The organism is Streptococcus oralis (assembly GCF_016127915.1).
GTDB classification, from domain to species: Bacteria; Bacillota; Bacilli; order Lactobacillales; family Streptococcaceae; genus Streptococcus; species Streptococcus oralis_BO.
In genome coordinates this window covers 1,171,815-1,187,519 of sequence record NZ_CP066059.1, presented here as the reverse complement: position 1 = coordinate 1,187,519, position 15,705 = coordinate 1,171,815, and the positions used below count along the sequence as shown (strand labels likewise).

General features: G+C 44.3%; 10 protein-coding genes. 1 reads left to right on the top strand and 9 read right to left on the bottom strand.

From position 1 onward, the window contains the following. Positions 1–7: 7 nt before the first annotated feature. The 3 genes from I6H78_RS05725 to I6H78_RS05715 form a co-directional block, all read right to left on the bottom strand. Positions 8–2,653: an alpha-mannosidase gene (locus tag I6H78_RS05725; protein ID WP_198459075.1), complete on the bottom strand. Its 2,646-nt coding sequence runs from the start codon at positions 2,651–2,653 to the stop codon at positions 8–10. 56 nt (positions 2,654–2,709) lie between these two features. Next, a complete protein-coding gene (locus tag I6H78_RS05720; protein ID WP_198459074.1) occupies positions 2,710–3,990 on the bottom strand; it encodes a glycoside hydrolase family 125 protein in 1,281 nt (426 codons plus the stop codon). A 129-nt stretch (positions 3,991–4,119) separates the two neighbouring features. Further along, a complete protein-coding gene (locus tag I6H78_RS05715; protein ID WP_198459073.1) occupies positions 4,120–5,478 on the bottom strand; it encodes an ATP synthase subunit B family protein in 1,359 nt (452 codons plus the stop codon). Positions 5,479–5,635: 157 nt separating this feature from the next. Between I6H78_RS05715 and I6H78_RS05710 the strand changes: the two genes are divergently transcribed. Next, positions 5,636–7,723: a GH92 family glycosyl hydrolase gene (locus I6H78_RS05710; protein ID WP_198459072.1), complete on the top strand. Its 2,088-nt coding sequence runs from the start codon at positions 5,636–5,638 to the stop codon at positions 7,721–7,723. A 36-nt stretch (positions 7,724–7,759) separates the two neighbouring features. Here I6H78_RS05710 and I6H78_RS05705 read toward each other — a convergent pair whose 3' ends face one another. The 6 genes from I6H78_RS05705 to nt5e all read right to left on the bottom strand — a co-directional run bounded on the left by I6H78_RS05705 (position 7,760) and on the right by nt5e (position 15,628). Continuing rightward, the gene (locus I6H78_RS05705; protein ID WP_198460231.1) at positions 7,760–9,439 is read right to left on the bottom strand and encodes an alpha-L-fucosidase; all 1,680 of its coding nucleotides are present in this window, start codon (positions 9,437–9,439) and stop codon (positions 7,760–7,762) included. 531 nt (positions 9,440–9,970) lie between these two features. Continuing rightward, on the bottom strand, positions 9,971–11,476 hold the full coding sequence (gene adcA / locus I6H78_RS05700; protein ID WP_198459071.1) for a zinc ABC transporter substrate-binding lipoprotein AdcA: 1,506 nt from the start codon (positions 11,474–11,476) through the stop codon (positions 9,971–9,973). A gap of 9 nt (positions 11,477–11,485) precedes the next feature. After that, positions 11,486–12,292 carry a metal ABC transporter permease gene (locus I6H78_RS05695; RefSeq protein WP_000950023.1) on the bottom strand — a complete coding sequence of 269 codons (807 nt, stop codon included), beginning with the start codon at positions 12,290–12,292 and terminating at the stop codon, positions 11,486–11,488. Then, positions 12,285–12,989 (bottom strand): metal ABC transporter ATP-binding protein, encoded by a 705-nt coding sequence (locus I6H78_RS05690; protein ID WP_198459070.1) that lies wholly within the window; start codon positions 12,987–12,989, stop codon positions 12,285–12,287. The genes I6H78_RS05695 and I6H78_RS05690 overlap by 8 nt, the downstream gene beginning before the upstream one ends. Next, positions 12,989–13,429 (bottom strand): zinc-dependent transcriptional regulator AdcR, encoded by a 441-nt coding sequence (gene adcR, locus I6H78_RS05685; RefSeq protein WP_001249321.1) that lies wholly within the window; start codon positions 13,427–13,429, stop codon positions 12,989–12,991. Before adcR ends, I6H78_RS05690 begins: the two co-directional genes overlap by 1 nt. Before the next feature lie 147 nt (positions 13,430–13,576). Further along, entirely contained in the window at positions 13,577–15,628 is a 2,052-nt protein-coding gene (nt5e, locus tag I6H78_RS05680; protein ID WP_198459069.1) for a cell surface ecto-5'-nucleotidase Nt5e, read from the bottom strand. Positions 15,629–15,705: the final 77 nt, after the last annotated feature.

The following is a 15,705-nucleotide window of genomic DNA, read 5'->3' as shown; positions in this document are numbered from 1 at the left end:
AAAACTGTTAGATTTCTTCTTTTTTAATCAATTCTGTACGAATTTCTTGTGGCGCTAATAGTCCTGAATGAACTGGATATGGTCGTTCAAGTAAGTCAAGAATGGTTTGTTGGTGTTCAGATATGCGCACATTTTCTTGACTCATATTGTAGTAACGAAGTACATATCCTTCTTCATTTTCAGCTACCTTAAAGGCTGTCGGACAGACTTGTGGTAAGCTGAGCGCCGCATGGCTCAAGAGGCTGCCAGTCGCTGCCACACTTCCTTCTTGTTTAGCAAGCTGAAGACTAGTGAATGGTGTTTGGAAGGCTTTGGCACGACGGAAGGCTGAGAAGCGTTCTTGGGCTTGGTGACACTCAAGTGTATACTCGACTTCAAACTCGCGCAAGCACTGAGCCTCTGGTGTTGGGAAGTAACCCCAGTCACCTAGCTCACCTGAGGCACGAAGAATGGTCACGGCAATGGTATCATCTCCAAGGATTTCATACTCGTGCAATCCTTTATTTGCCACTGTCACCCCTTTTTCATCATCATAAAGGCTGACAAAGGCTTGTTGGTGTTGTGGATTTTCAGGATTTTCCCAAGAAGCAGCTGGTCTGTTTGGTCGTGTCACCACCTCATAAATGCTTTCAGAGTCATTGCTTGGACGTGTGTTATGAGTCTTAACCAAGAGACGGATACGGTGATCCTTGGCTGTGTTAGTAAAGCGAGTCTTGAAGCGTATTTGTGGATTATCAACAAAGACGGTCATCTCTGTTTCCAGAGGAAGGGTTGTCAATTCTTCTGAGCGCCCAGCTTCACGCGTCATAAACTCGATGATGCCTCTTTGTTCTGCATCCAGTTTTTCGTCTGCACTTACTGGAATTGTCAATTCATGCTTGAGCAAGATCTTGGCAAAACGAGCTGTATTTTCCAAGACTTCACAGCCTTTGAGTTCTGCGTAGATAGGCTCTGTTCCTTTTGGTTGGAAATAGATGTACTCATTTCCAATGTCACCACGGTCTTCAAAGCGAATAACATCTTCATAAGCTTCATGAGTTGTCTTGTCGTAGACCGTGATGTTTTCATCCACACTGACCGTTACAAATGGCGTATCAATCACTCCATTTTGGTAAATACCGTCACGGTGTTCTTGTTCTCCTTCAAGCAATTGGATGGTTGTCCAAGAAAGTGGTGCTAGATGAACAGGGACTGTCACGCGCACTTGTCGAGCGATACGAGCCTGACGGAACTTGTCTTTTGGCAAATCATACTCAAAGTTAGCTCCCAGATCTTCGATTTTCGCTTCTACAACATGCCCTTCCAAGTCTTCGACACGGTAGCTTGGCAAGGTCAAGGCTGCCATCTTCTTATAGCCTTCTGTTGGGTGCAATTCTTTGAAATCACAAGTCGCTACATCAATCACGGTGCTGACTGTATCAACCTTGTCATGCAAGCCTGTGTTGATGACGGTAAAGAGATGGTCGCTTTGCGCTTCGTGGGTTGCGACTTTGCCCTTCCACTCGTTGAGAAGATTGGTCTTAACGAAGTTTCCGACTTGGTTGACCTTAGCAAAACGTATCTCCATCTCGCGGTGAACTTCGTCAACACTACAGCCACAGATACTATCATGGGGAGCATTTTGTAGAAGGACTTTCCAAGCATAGGTCAACTGGTCCTTGTGGTTGTGGCCGCCAGTGATGACAGTCAATGGCTCCACCACTTGTTCTAGGAGGTTGCTATTTTCTTGGAAGGCTTGTTTGAGGTAAATGCGTGATGAAGAAGTGTTGGCAAGTGTGTACCAGCCATCTGTTTCTTGACTGGTCAACTCACCTGTAACTGTTGATAACTGCTCTGGCAAAGCACTTTCTACTGCATGGACATAGTCATCAAAGGAACTATGAACAAAAGTCACATCTGGGAAGAGTTCATTTGCCACACGAATGGCTTCACTCAGATTGCGCTGTACAGGCTGGTGATCACATCCGTTCATCATCAACCATTGGTTTGTCGAAGCGTAGTCACGCACGTCTGACAATTTTTGTTTCCAGAAAGGTAGGGCCTCGTCCTTATCAACTGGGATTTCATTCCCGTTACTGTACCAGTTGGCAAAGAGGATACCGAGGACACGACTTCCATCCGCACCCTGCCAGTACATTTCTGAAAACTGGGATGTAAACTGCTCATCTTCGAGGACTTGGTTGTCAAATCCAATTGGCTTCACACCACGACCAAAGGCTGCCACGTGAATGCCTGATTTTTGAAGGATTTGAGGAGCTTGTCCCATATTTCCAAAGGTATCTGGGAAGTAACCAATCTGGGTTGATTTGCCCCATTTTGCACATTCTGCTTGACCAATCAAGGTATTACGGACGTTGGCTTCGCTGGAAATCAGGTAATCATCCTGCAAGATGTAAAAGGGACCAATTTTGAGTTTGCCTTCGTCGATGTAACGTTGAATTTTGTCGCGATTTTCAGGGCGAATTTCCAAGTAGTCATCAAGGACAATGGTTTGACCATCCAAGTGGAAGCTCTTGAACTCAGGGTCATTTTCAAAAAGGTCAAAAAGATTATCAAATAATTCCACCAACTGCATACGGTGGCTTTCAAAAGGCAAGTACCACTCACGGTCCCAGTGACTATGTGAGATAATATGTACAACAACATTTTCCATGAAGTAAAACCTCATTCTAACTTAAATTTTTTATTTCTATCTAACTAAAAAGTTGACTAGCGAATATCCAGGTAATCCAAGACTAACTCACAGAACATCATGTTTGCCCAGGAGAACCATTCACGAGAGTAGAGAGTTGGATCGTCCACGTGGAAGCTTTCATGCATGACACCTGTACCACCATCGCAGGCAACCAACTGATCGAGTAAGAATTTCTTCTCTGCCTTATCTCTTGTTGTCAAGCCTTGGATAGAAAGGGCAATGGGCCAGATATAGCGATAGAAGGTATGAGAACTTCCGAGACCGCTAGCGTATTCACCTTGGTAGAAATACGGATTTTCTGGGCTTAGAATGGTGCGACGAGTGGCTTGATAGACTTCGTCTTCAATGTCGCAATAACCCAGATAAGGCGCCGCCAGCAGACTTGGTACATTTGGGTCATCCATGATGCTAGCATTCCCTAAACCATCCACTTCAAAGGCGTAAATCTTTTCGCCCTTGCTGTTGGTTGTGTAGGCGTAATTTTCGATGCCTTCTTGGATTTCAGACTGGAGACGCTCAGCGTCAGCAATAATACTCTCGCCATCATCTAGTTCCAATGTAGCAAAGATTTCTTGCACATACCCCAAGACAACTACTGCAAACATATTGGACGGAATCAAGTAGCTATACTGGCAGCAGTCATCACTCGGTCGGAAGGCTGACCAGGTCATACCTGTCACTGCAAAGTCAGGTCCAAAGCCATCATTTACCAGAGTATCTTCCTTACGGTCCGTATCCCGAACAAAACGATAAGGTGAATTCTTGTGGTCTTGTTCTACCGTCCAGAGATGGAGAATTTCCTTGGTCGCTGCGACAAAAGTATCATCAAATTGACTGGTCTCGCCAGTCTCTTTCCAAAGGAGATAAGCCAGTTGCAAAGGATAGCAAAGCGAGTCCACCTCATACTTGCGTTCCCAAATCCAACCATTAAGGTCGGTATGGTCAGCCTCATGGTGGCCCTTCCAGTTCTCCTCAATGTTAAAGGAGTTAGCATAAGGATCCTTGAGCACCAAGGTCATCTGACGCTTGACCAAACCTGCAATGGTATGACGTAGGAGAGGATCTCTTTTAGCCACATGAAGGTAAGGTCTGAGTTGGGCTGTCGAATCCCGAAGCCACATGGCAGGAATATCCCCAGTCAAGACAAAAGTAGAGCCATCTTCTAAGATTTCAACCGTATTGTCCAAGGTGTCTGTATAGCAACGCTCAAAGACATCCACCCACTCGGGATGGTCCTTAGCCCGCTCTGCTACTTGGTCTAGCCATTCTCTAACAATTTCTTTCGAATAAATCATCGTGCAGTTTCCTCTTTCAAACAAGTTTCATGTTCAGTATAAAAAAAAACGCCTCCAAAAGATATACACAAACTAAAGGCGTTTTGAAACAAACTTATGAAAAAAAAGTTGGGGCTCTCCCCAACTTTTCTATTCACTTTTCTTTTCTTCGTAAACCTTATAACCTTCGGTAGCCAGTTCAGCTTTTAGACCTTCTAAATCTTTTGATCCCCAACTTGATACTTTAGAAGCAGCATCAAGATCAAGATTATTGTCCTTCAAAAGGTAAGCTTGATAACCATAGTATTTGTAACGAACTTCTTTTGAATTGCCACTTGACCAAGTTACTTTATAAACTGTTATCAACGAAACTTTCCCATTTGATTTTTTATTCTCTTCTGGGATGACTTTCAAATAACTGCCTTGTGACTCTAAAGTGTAGGTGCTAAAGGAACTATTTTGATTTTCAGACTTGCTGTAATCATCATTCTTTTTCAGAAGATCCGCAAAGTTCTTCACATCTTTTAAGTCTTTCAACCCTTCAACAGTCACCTCGACCTTATTGTTGTCAACAACTTTTCCTTTTGATTTTAACTCATTGATATAGGTCGCACTAACAGTAAGAGTAACTGTATCTCCGTTCTTCAAGTTTGTCGGACGTTTGTTATCTTCAAAGTTGAAATAGTCGTCTTTATTAGGATTTTCTGTAATAGACGCTATACCATACCCATTAAATCCAGTAAATGTCACAGGAGTTTCTTTGAGCAAATCAGCCGTTGATACCTTCTCATATTCTTTCAAGTTTTCAACTTTGAAAGTTTTCTTTTCAGCTTTAAATGGTGAGTTCTTTGAGCTTGTTGTTACGGTGAATGTAACTTCGTCCCCATTTTTGAGACCATTTGTTTTGTCAAATTCATAATGGACACTACTAATCATCGCTTCTGCTTGCATCAATTTAGACGCCAACTTGCCATCTCTTGACACTTCTGCGTAAATAATAGGGTCTTTTTTAGCCAAACCAGCTGCCTGATCCTTATTAAAGCCTACTTTTTGGTATGCTATTTCTGCTACTTTCTCAGCAATATCTTGACTATTATAAGTTACCGTTCCAGATTCTTCATAACCTGAAAACTCAACTTTGACGTCGCCAATTAAGCTTTTTGGTTGTGACTGGATAACATTGTATCCCACAAATGCCACAATAATAACGGCTACTGCCACAAGAGCTGCAATGATTTCTTTGCGTTTCGTTGCAAACAATCCTTTGGTTTTTTCAACGACTTGTTGAACTGAAGCCTCAGCTGAAGCTTTTGCATCTTCTTTCTGTTCTGGCTTAGAATCTTTCTCTTCCACCACTTCTTCAGATTGGTCATCTTTTGCTTGCTCAGAAGCAGTTTCTTCCACAGTTTCTGGTTCTTGAGTATCAACTGACTCCACGTCCTCTACAGGCGTGTTTTCAACCTTCTCTACAGATTCTTCGTTATTCACATTATTTACCGAATCACTCATAAAAAATCCCCTTTTCTTTTTTATTGTCTCCATTCTAACAAAAGAATGAATATTTGTAAATTATTAACCGAAATTTATAGGGGCATTTACTTTTTAAAATTCGGTTATTGGCAATTTCATGTTATACTAAACAAAAACCTCTACAGAAAGCTTTTTTATGAAACCACTACTTGAAACCATCGATACCCGCTTTGGAACTGCCAGCAAACATGCCTTTTCTCGGGGGAATACCCTGCCTTACACGGGCGTTCCTTTTGGGATGAATTATTTTGTTCCCCAGACTAGTGACCAGGAGGGAGCTTGGTTCTTTGATCCACATATGCCCATTTTTCAGGGGATTCGATTGACTCATCAACCAAGTCCTTGGATTGGCGACTATTCTTGGCTACTCCTAACACCTGTCACAGGCCAGCTTGTGGGAGACAGCCTATTCCATCGTCAGTCTTCCTATGATACGGACAAAGCCTCTTTCCAACCCCATTATCTGAAGATTTTCTCCCTGCGCTATCAAGTTGAAAGCCAGCTTACTCCGACTTGCTACGGTGCTTCTATTCGCCTAGAGCAAAAGCAAGGTAAAGCCCTCTCCCTCTATCTTCACGCAGCAGATGAACTGACAGTGGAGCAAGTAGATAAGCGAACTCTGGCCCTAAGACAAGAAGGTAAAACAGAGACCAACAAAAGTCCTCTGATACTGTTTACTGCCCTACAAATGAATACAGATATTCTTGCTGTCAGCCAAGAAGAGGGAGACTGGCGAATTGACTTAGCAGACAGTCATGCTGAGATCCAACTAGCGACTTCCTTTATCTCTCCATCTCAAGCTCTGCTTAATCTACCTCAAACGGACTTTGATAACTGCAAAGCAAATGCAAAAGCAGATTGGGAAGAACTCCTCCATCGTTTTGACGTTATCGAGACAGGAGAGGCTGACCGAACCTTCTTTGACCACTGCCTTTACAGACTCTTCCTCTTCCCTCAGACTTTTTATGAGGTTAATGAATCAGGACAAGCCATCCACATGGATCTGGCTACTGGTACTGTCAAGCCCGGTGTCCTCTTTAGCAACAATGGTTTCTGGGATACCTTCCGGACTACATTTCCCCTCTTTGCCCTTATCATACCAGAACACTACCACCGCTTTTTAGAAGGCTTCCTCAATAGCTACCGCAATACCGGATTTCTTCCAAAGTGGCTAGCTCCAGATGAACGTGGCATGATGCCTGGTACTCTGCTAGATGGCGTTATCGCAGATAGCGCCTGCAAGGACATGGCTCCCGATTTAGAGAAAGAACTCCTCCAGGCTATGCTTAAAACAGCCACTAAGTCCGACCCTCTGAGGATCAATGGTCGTCACGGACTAGCCCAATACCAAGAGCTGGGCTACCTCTCTACCGACCACCACGAAAGCGTCAGCCACACCCTAGACTATGCCTATAGCGACTTTTGTATCGCCAACTGTGCCGAAAAGCTTGGTCAGAATGACATCGCGGAAACTTATAGAACTTCGTCCCAAAATTACCACCATCTATTTGACACTGAAACGGGCTACATGCGAGCGCGAGACAATCAAGGAAACTTTCGCCCTGACTTCTCTCCTTATAGTTGGGGACGCGACTACGCCGAATGCTCAGCCATTCAAGCAACTTTAGGGGTCCTCCACGACATCCCAGGTTTGCGACAACTTATGGGCGGAAAAGAAGCCTTTAGCAACTATCTTTTGAAAGCCTGTCAGGATGCTCCCCTCTTTGAGACGACTGGTTATGGTTACGAGATTCATGAAATGAGCGAGATGGCAACAGCTCCCTTTGGACAACTCGCCATCTCTAACCAGCCTAGCTTCCACATTCCATATCTCTTTCGCTACAGCGACTACCCTGACTACACTGCTATACTCATCAAAACCTTGCGTCAGAAAGCCTTTCACCCAAGCTGGCAAGCCTATCCTGGCGATGAAGACAATGGCAGTCTCTCAGCCTGGTACATCTGGTCAGCTCTTGGATTCTACCCGATCTGTCCGGGCAAACCCAGCTATGATCTCGGAATCCCTCTCTTTGACCACCTCCGTATCTACCTGGCTAAGGAAAATAAATGGTTGGATATTCATACTGAGCAAAACCACAGCCATTTCAACTTTGTCAAAGAATGCCGACTGGACAAGACCCCAGTATCTAGCATCCAACACCAAGACCTCTTGAAAGCTGAGCAACTGACCTTCACCCTCAGCTGGTTGCCAAGTCACTCATAACCAAAAGAACCTTTGCATCATGCAAAGGTTCTTCTTTTATGAAACTTGGACCTGAAGCTGGTCAACCAGCTGCCCATCTACCATCAAATTCAGATAAAAGTCCAAGGTTTTATCTCCTGCAAAATACAAGGTTGGTAGCGTCAGCCTTTTTTCAGTCTCGCCAACTTGAAACGCAAGGACTTGAATCTCGTCCCGATAAGCGACACCATGCACACCTGTCCCTGGTTGAATCGAAATCTTAGCTTCCAAAGGACTGCTAGATTTTCTTCGCTTCACTGTAAAGTGGACATTTTCTCCCTTGGTCACAGCCAGACTTTTTTCTGAGAACTCTAGTTGCTGAACAGCTTCTTTTTTCGACAAGGTAGGTGTTTTATAGAGCGAAATCTTGGTCAACAAAGGCAAAGTCTGCGCCTCTGTAATGGTCACACGTATCTTCTGCGCCTCAACGACTGATCCTCGTAAGAGACGTTTGTAGCCAACAGTATAGCCAGAACCAAACTCCTGCCAGACACCATCCAACTCTACCTGAACATGGAAAGCAGCGATGCGTTGCCCCAGCTTCAAATTTTCTCTCAGCTCGATCACATCAAAAGTTTTAGGTGCCCCTAAATCGAGCTCTAATTGGATTGGCAACTCTGCATCACTTGCCCAAGAACTGGTCTTCCGTCCATCTGTCAGATGAGAACAGGCAAAGTCTGGTGATAGAGCAGGGCCAGATACCGTGGCTCCCAAAGCCAAATCTTCTTTATATAGCTCGTCACGGTAGGCAGCAAATTCATAGAGACGCTGGATATCCTTTTCATCAAAGAGGCCATCTTGGTTCGGTGGGATATTAAGCAAGAGTGGAGTTCCCCGCCCTACCGAGTGAAAGTAGATTTCGACCAACTCCTCCAGAGACTTAGGATCCTGATCCTCATGGTAAAACCAGCCCGGCCGAAGAGAAACATCTGCCTCACCGATTGAAAACAGCGTTCCCGAGGGGTCACCGTGCTGTAGATAATCTAATTCCGCCTCTGTCCCCAACTGGTCTGGCTTGACTTTTTGCCACAAGGGATCCCCTGCATAGCCTCGTTCATTTCCAATCCAGCGGATACTGGTCCCTTCAGTTGAGAAAATCAAACAATCGCCCTGCAAGTCACGAATGGTTTCAAACCAAGTCTCAAACTCATAGTTGACCTTCTGGGCCCCTTCGCCTCGAGCACCATCCATCCACACCTCAGTGAACTTACCGGCATTCCCATAGGCAGGATTTGACAAGATTTCCTTCAATTGAGCCAGATAGTAGGCATTGTAATCCGCTTCTCGGTCCACGTGATAGAGGGGACTGTGGGCATCCCAAGGAGACAAATACACTCCCAAATCCATGTCAAACTCTGTTGCAGCTTGAGAAACCTCGAGAAGCAAGTCCCCCTTTCCATCCCTCCAAGGACTGGCCTTAACCGAATAATCTGTATGGGCTGTCGGGTAGAGCACAAAACCATCGTGGTGTTTCACCACCAAAATCAGCTTTTTAAAACCTGTTTCTTTTAGTACTCGAACCCATTCACGCGCATCCAACTTGGTTGGATTAAAGCGCTTGGGATCCTCTTGCCCACTTCCCCATTCTTGGTCATAAAAGGTATTGGGACCAAAATGGATAAAGGCAGCTAGTTCATCCTCTAAATAAGCTAGCTGGGCCTGACTTGGTAATGGTCCATGTGGTTTTATTTTCGTCATCATCTCGTATCTCTTTCTCTTGTTCACAAAGTTATCCACAACTTGTGGATAAGAAAGCATACCTAAAAACCAGCTTCTCCAGAAGCCAGCTCTTAGACTTTGGACCTGTCACCCTAAACAGACCTTTATCAAATAGCTCTGTACTAGGGTTTCTACTAGCTTTCCAGAAAGTCACTAATATACAGAACTATCATCAGTATACTTCAACACCCCGAGTTATATGTCATTTCCCCCTAGACTTATCCACAGACTGTGAATAAACTATTGTTCCAGACTGTTCTCTCCTTGACTATAACAAAAAGCGATAGCAGCGTCAATATGACTAAGATGACTTCCTAAATCCCCTGAAAAGATTCTATAGTTTGTACAATCGTAGCTTTTGTATTCGCCAGCTAGTGAGAATCAGCAAGTAGAAAATGACTGCTTTATCACATCGTGAACAGCACAACTGTGGTACTATAACACCCACAGCCTACTCAGATAATCGTTTCTAGCAAAAAATCCCGCAGATTTGCGGGATTCTCTCTTGCATCAATGCGCCAACATTTCTTGGGCGATTTCTTGTCCAGATAGGTTATCTGGGTAGTAGGTTGGCCAGTTATCCATCTCTTCAAAGAGGGCTTCTTGGCTAGTACCTCCAAAGAAGATATGGAAATGTTCTGCTTTAACTGGGGCGATATTGTGGTCACTAAACTGAACATACTTGAACTGTCCAGCATCCGCATCTGTCGCTTCAAAGAGGAAGCGCACCCCACGATTGCCTTTCTTATAAGTCAAGATTTTCTTGCCGACATACTTGTAGGTGAATTTCTTACTTTGGCCACCTTGAACAAATTCCATAGTGTTATCCGTGATGTTAATCTTGGTCACATCTGTCTGGTAGCCTTTTCTATAGTAGGCCTTGTACTCATCCTTGGTCATCTTGCCAGTCAACTTAGCCTTGTAGTCAAAGACTTGATCGAAAGTACCATCTTCAAGGAAAGGATAGACAGATTGCCAGTTTCCAGCATAGTCACTCAAGGTACGGTCTTTGACATCTGCATCCTCAAAGTAACCATTGTGAACTGTCTTCGTATCCTCTGCTTTTTCAGGCTCGATTTCTGGTCCTTCTTGGTCTGTTGTCTGCTTCAAAGCCTTGAGGTTTTTCTCCATGACGGAGATATAGTCCTCACCGGCCTTGGTTGCTTCTTCTGTCAGACTTTCTAGCGGATTAAGCACATCTAGTTTGACGCCCGTTTCTTTTGAGAGGGTATTGGCGAGGGTTTGTGAGGCATTTTCTTCAAAGTAGATATAAGAAATCTTGTTTTTCTTGATATACTCGGTCAATTCTGCCAAACGTGCTGCTGATGGTTCTGCATCTGGTGAGAGACCTGAGATGGATACTTGCTTGAGACCGTAGTCCAAGGCAAGGTAGTTAAAGGCGGCGTGCTGGGTCACAAAGCTCTTTTGTTTAGCTTGAGACAAACCATCTGTGTAGGCCTTATCCAAGGCTTGCAATTTTTCAATATAGGCAGCAGCATTCTTCTCAAAAGTCTCTTTTTTATCAGGATAGTCTGCTGACAAACTGTCACGGATATGCTCTACCAGTTTGATGGCGCGTGCTGGAGAAAGCCAAACGTGGGGATCGTAGTCGTGATGGTGACCCTCACCACCATGATCATGCCCTTCCTCTTCTTCCTCACCACCTGGCAAGAGCAGCATATCACCTGTCGCCTTGATGGTTTTCACTTTTTTCTTATCCAAGGATTCTAGCAATTTTGGAACCCAAGTTTCCATATTTTCATTTTCATAGACAAAGGTATCCGCGTCTTGGATTTTGGCAACTGCCTTGGCAGACGGTTCGTATTCGTGAGGTTCTGTACCAGCACCGATTAGAAGTTCTACATTAGCAGTATCTCCTGCGACTTGCTTGGTAAATTCGTAGACAGGGTAAAAGGTTGTTACGATATTTAGCTTCCCATCTGCCTGTTTTTGATTGGAACAAGCCACTAAAAACAAGGCACATAGACTAGCTAGTAGTAAGCTAATTTTTTTCATTTCATTCTCCTATTTGATAAAACGTTTCAGTAGGCTGACTAACAAAAAGACAGCTACAAAGATAATGGTGATACTAGCGCTGGCAGGGGTTTCTGCATAGTAGGAAATGTAAAGTCCTGCTACCATTCCCAAAAATCCAATAGCACTGGCTAGCAACATAACGGATTTGAAGTTTTTCCCCAGACGAAGGGCAATACTAGCTGGCAAGACCATAATGGTCGATACCAAAAGGGCTCCTGCTGCTGGAATCATAAGGGCAATGGCCACCCCTGTCACCATGTTAAAGAGGATGGACATAGTACGAACGGGCAAGCCATCCACAAAGGCCGTGTCCTCATCAAAGGTCAGGATATACATTGGTCGCAAGAATAAGAAAGTCAAGAGTAAAACGACCGCAGCAATGGCAAAGAGGAAAATCACCTGCTCCTGGCTAATGGTCACAATAGACCCAAAGAGATATTGGTCCAAACTCATGGAGCTCGAACTTTTACCCTTACTCATCACGATAAGAGACACTGCAAGCCCTGTAGACATGAGGATGGCTGTCCCGATTTCCATAAAGTTCTTATAGACTGTACGGAGATACTCCAGAAAGACCGCAGCAATCAAGACGATAGCAATGGTTGAAATAGTTGGAGAAATTCCCAAAACCAGACCAAAGGCAACCCCTGACAAGGAAACGTGACTGAGAGTATCACTCATGAGACTCTGACGACGTAAGATAAGGAAGGTCCCAAGAACCGGAGAAAAGAGACTCATGGCAATGACCGCCAAGAAGGCACGCTGCATGAAGTCATAAGATAACAAACTAAGCATGGTCCACCTCCTGGTCGCTTTCGTGAACGTTGAAACAACGCCATGGCGAATCTTGGTTACGAACCAGATGGATATTGCGATCCGCATAGTCCTTGACCTCCTCAGGGTCATGGGTAATCATCAAAACAGCCTTGCCATGATGGTGGGCACTATGGTGCATGAGTTCGTAAAATTCATTTTTGCTTCCAGCATCCATCCCTGTCGTCGGCTCATCCAAGACAAAGATATCTGGGTCAGAAGCAAACATCCGGGCAATCACTGCTCGTTGCTTTTGCCCTCCCGAAAGGGAACCAATTCGTTTGTCACGGTGTTCCCACATACCAACTGAATCTAGACTAGCCTTGATATGCTCCTCATCATGGGCATTCAAGCGACGGAACCAGCCCTTTCGCGGATAGCGACCCGACTTGACAAATTCATAAACTGTACTTGGAAAGCCAGCATTAAAACTAGCTATCTGCTGGGGAAGATAAGCTATTCTAAGCTTTTTCCCATGAGTATTTGTCTTTGAGATGGTTACCTTGCCAAGCCTCGGCTGCAAAATGCCTAGACTCGCCTTGATAAGCGTCGTCTTGGCAGCTCCATTTTCACCAGTCAGGGTGACAAACTCCCCACTATCAACACTGTAGTTGATGTGCTCGAGGACAGGCTCTTTGTCATAATAGAAAGACAAGTCCTCTACTGTAATATACCGCATTATTTGATTTCTCCTACTAAAGCAGTTAAAAACCGCTGGATGACTTCTTGTTCATTTGGAGTAAACTGATTCGCTACTTGTTCATAGGCTGAGAGCGTGTGTTCATGATGATGGTGGTGTTCTGCCGCTACTGGTCGAGCTAGCTCTGTCAGTTTGTAAAAGATCACACGCGCATCCTTGGGATCTCTGGATGTCTCTAACATTCCTTCTTTGACCAAAGACTTGATAGCCTTGGTTACTGCCGCCTGACTGACATTGAGGCGACGGGCCAACTCCGAGTTGGTTAAGGATTCTTCTGACAAGAGCATGAGGATGTGTTCCTGAGTATTGGTCAAGGCTACATCACTGGTGCAATGCCCAATCAGAATTTCATGCTGGTTCTCAGATCTCAAGATCACCTCGTTTAAAAAGTTATCGATTTCCTGTGCAAGCTGTCTCATGTGTTACTCCTTCCCAAGCTATCTTTTCGTAAAAAACATAGATAGCCACCGATTCTTTACTGGTTAATTATATCATAAACCAAAAAAGAGTCAAGGGAAAAAGGCGTAAAAGCGTTTCCCTAGACTCTTCTAGATGTAAAATTTAACCTATTTTTGCTTTGGTTTTCGGCTCGATAAGATACCTGCCAAACCAGCTACCATTCCCATCAAGAGCAAGAAGATGGATTGTTCACTTCCTGTATTTGGGAGGGCTTTTTCTGAAACAACTGCCTTCTTGCTAAATTGACCTGCCACCTCATAAGTCAATGGCACATTTGTAGTCGCATCGTTAGCAACTGCATTCGTTTGAGGCGTTTCTACTGGCAGACTAAAGGTTTTAGAATCCACAGAAATCGTCCGTGAGTTCGGATTGATCTTTTCATACTGGGTCAAATCAGCAGTTTTTAAATATTCTTCAAAGGCTGCATCCATAGAAGGACCTTCTTCACGCGCGCCACCTAACATCGTGTAGCCATCACCACCCGCAGCTAGAAAATCATTGGTTGCAAGATAGTAGGTTTTTGCGAGGTCTAGGAGATCATAACGACCAGTCGTGCGGTTTTTGATCTGGATGGCCAAGACACGTTTACCTGATGGTAGGTTGGTATCATAGTAAACCTTCACACCTGAAACTTGCAAGAAACCACCACTTGGCTCTAACAATGGTTGTCCGTTCTCATCCAAGACCTTCTTGCCATCCTTATCGACCTGCAAGATAGATCCGAGTGATTTTTCAAACATATCCAATACTTGTTGCCCCGTCACTTGGATTTGTGAGATGGTATTTCCAAATGGAAGAACGGCAATGACATTTCCTTTAGTGATCGGTTTGCCTTTTGCGATGGTTTCACGCAAGCCACCACCATTTGTCACAGCGATGTCAGTCGGATGGCTAAATCCTGTCTGACCATACTGATAGAGGGAGTCTGCTACGACGTTTCCGAGGTTGGTTTCACGAACCCGAACATTTTCACGATCTCCGTTGAGTTCTACAGGGCTGTTTGAAACGACTTCAACAGCATTTTCAGCATCGTATTTTTGTTTAATGTCTTTGACTAGTTTTTCAACTGTTGGATTAGCTGGTAATTTTTTAGCATCAGCAGCCGGAATCTGAGTTGGATTGCCCAAAAGCTGACGTGATTTGTAGGTGATTTTTCCTACATTATGAAGGTAGCTTCCTGTCTGGTTATAGGTAACATTGTCTCCATAAGTCGTTGATTCTACTGTATGAGAGTGACCATCGATTACTGTTACGCGTTTCCCTTTCAAACGAGGATTTTTAGACAAGGCTTCTGCCAAAGTTGAACCACGCCATTCGACTGGGGTTGTGGTATCCACACCCAAGTGAGCCAGCACAACATAGTGTTTGTAGTCCTTACCTTCTGCACGAGCCTTGGCTTGAACTTCTTCGATGACCTTATTGACTTCAGAGATTGGATCTGTAAAAGTTACCCCCTTGACATTTTTAGGGTGAGTTTTGGTAGCTGTTTCAGGTGTTGTCACGCCGATTACAACAAACTCATCACCTTCCACAGTCTTATCTTTATCAACGATTGTAGAAGCTTCAAAGAGACGAGCACCATTGACGTAGGTATTTGAACTAAGTAATGGGAATTTCAAGATTTCCTTGTATTTCTTAGCTTCGTCTAAACCAAAGTCAAACTCATGATTTCCTACTGCCATGGCATCATACTGCATCTTATTAAGAATTTCAGCGCGTGCTTCACCCTTTGTAGAGTTGGAAATCGGTAAACCTTGGAAGGCGTCTCCCGCATCTACGACGAGAGTCGTTTGATTTGATTTCGCGCGTTCCTGCTCAATGACAGTCGCTAACTTAGCATCACCAATTACTCCCTTTTCCTCTACAATACGACCATGGACATCATTGGTGTGTAAGATAACGGTGTCCTTTTCTTCGCTTTTAGGAGATTCAGCAGGAGCTGTCGGAGTTTCTGCAGGTGCAACCGCTTCTGAAGTTGCTGAAGTTTCCGGTACCGCAGGGCTCTCAACAGGAGCTGGAGTCGCCGACGTAGCAGGAGTCGCTACAACAGCTGAACTTTCTGCAGGAGTTGTTGCTTCTTCAGCATAGACTTGTCCAGCTAAGAAGGCTGGAGCTAACAGGGCTGTCGACAAGACAGGTAACAAAGAACGTTTGTTCATTTTAAAATCCCTTTCTTTTCTTTTTCTCTTTTATATTATACGCTATTTCTAAAAATTTTGAAACTTTTGACCTATTT

What these genes read in the sequence shown, in the direction of transcription:
- I6H78_RS05725 (WP_198459075.1), bottom strand. Translation starts at nt 2,653, where the DNA reads ATGGAAAATGTTGTTGTACATATTATCTCACATAGTCACTGGGACCGT.
- adcA (WP_198459071.1), bottom strand. Translation starts at nt 11,476, where the DNA reads ATGAAAAAAATTAGCTTACTACTAGCTAGTCTATGTGCCTTGTTTTTA.
- I6H78_RS05690 (WP_198459070.1), bottom strand. Translation starts at nt 12,989, where the DNA reads ATGCGGTATATTACAGTAGAGGACTTGTCTTTCTATTATGACAAAGAG.
- I6H78_RS05720 (WP_198459074.1), bottom strand. Translation starts at nt 3,990, where the DNA reads ATGATTTATTCGAAAGAAATTGTTAGAGAATGGCTAGACCAAGTAGCA.
- I6H78_RS05715 (WP_198459073.1), bottom strand. Translation starts at nt 5,478, where the DNA reads ATGAGTGATTCGGTAAATAATGTGAATAACGAAGAATCTGTAGAGAAG.
- adcR (WP_001249321.1), bottom strand. Translation starts at nt 13,429, where the DNA reads ATGAGACAGCTTGCACAGGAAATCGATAACTTTTTAAACGAGGTGATC.
- I6H78_RS05695 (WP_000950023.1), bottom strand. Translation starts at nt 12,292, where the DNA reads ATGCTTAGTTTGTTATCTTATGACTTCATGCAGCGTGCCTTCTTGGCG.
- nt5e (WP_198459069.1), bottom strand. Translation starts at nt 15,628, where the DNA reads ATGAACAAACGTTCTTTGTTACCTGTCTTGTCGACAGCCCTGTTAGCT.
- I6H78_RS05710 (WP_198459072.1), top strand. Translation starts at nt 5,636, where the DNA reads ATGAAACCACTACTTGAAACCATCGATACCCGCTTTGGAACTGCCAGC.
- I6H78_RS05705 (WP_198460231.1), bottom strand. Translation starts at nt 9,439, where the DNA reads ATGACGAAAATAAAACCACATGGACCATTACCAAGTCAGGCCCAGCTA.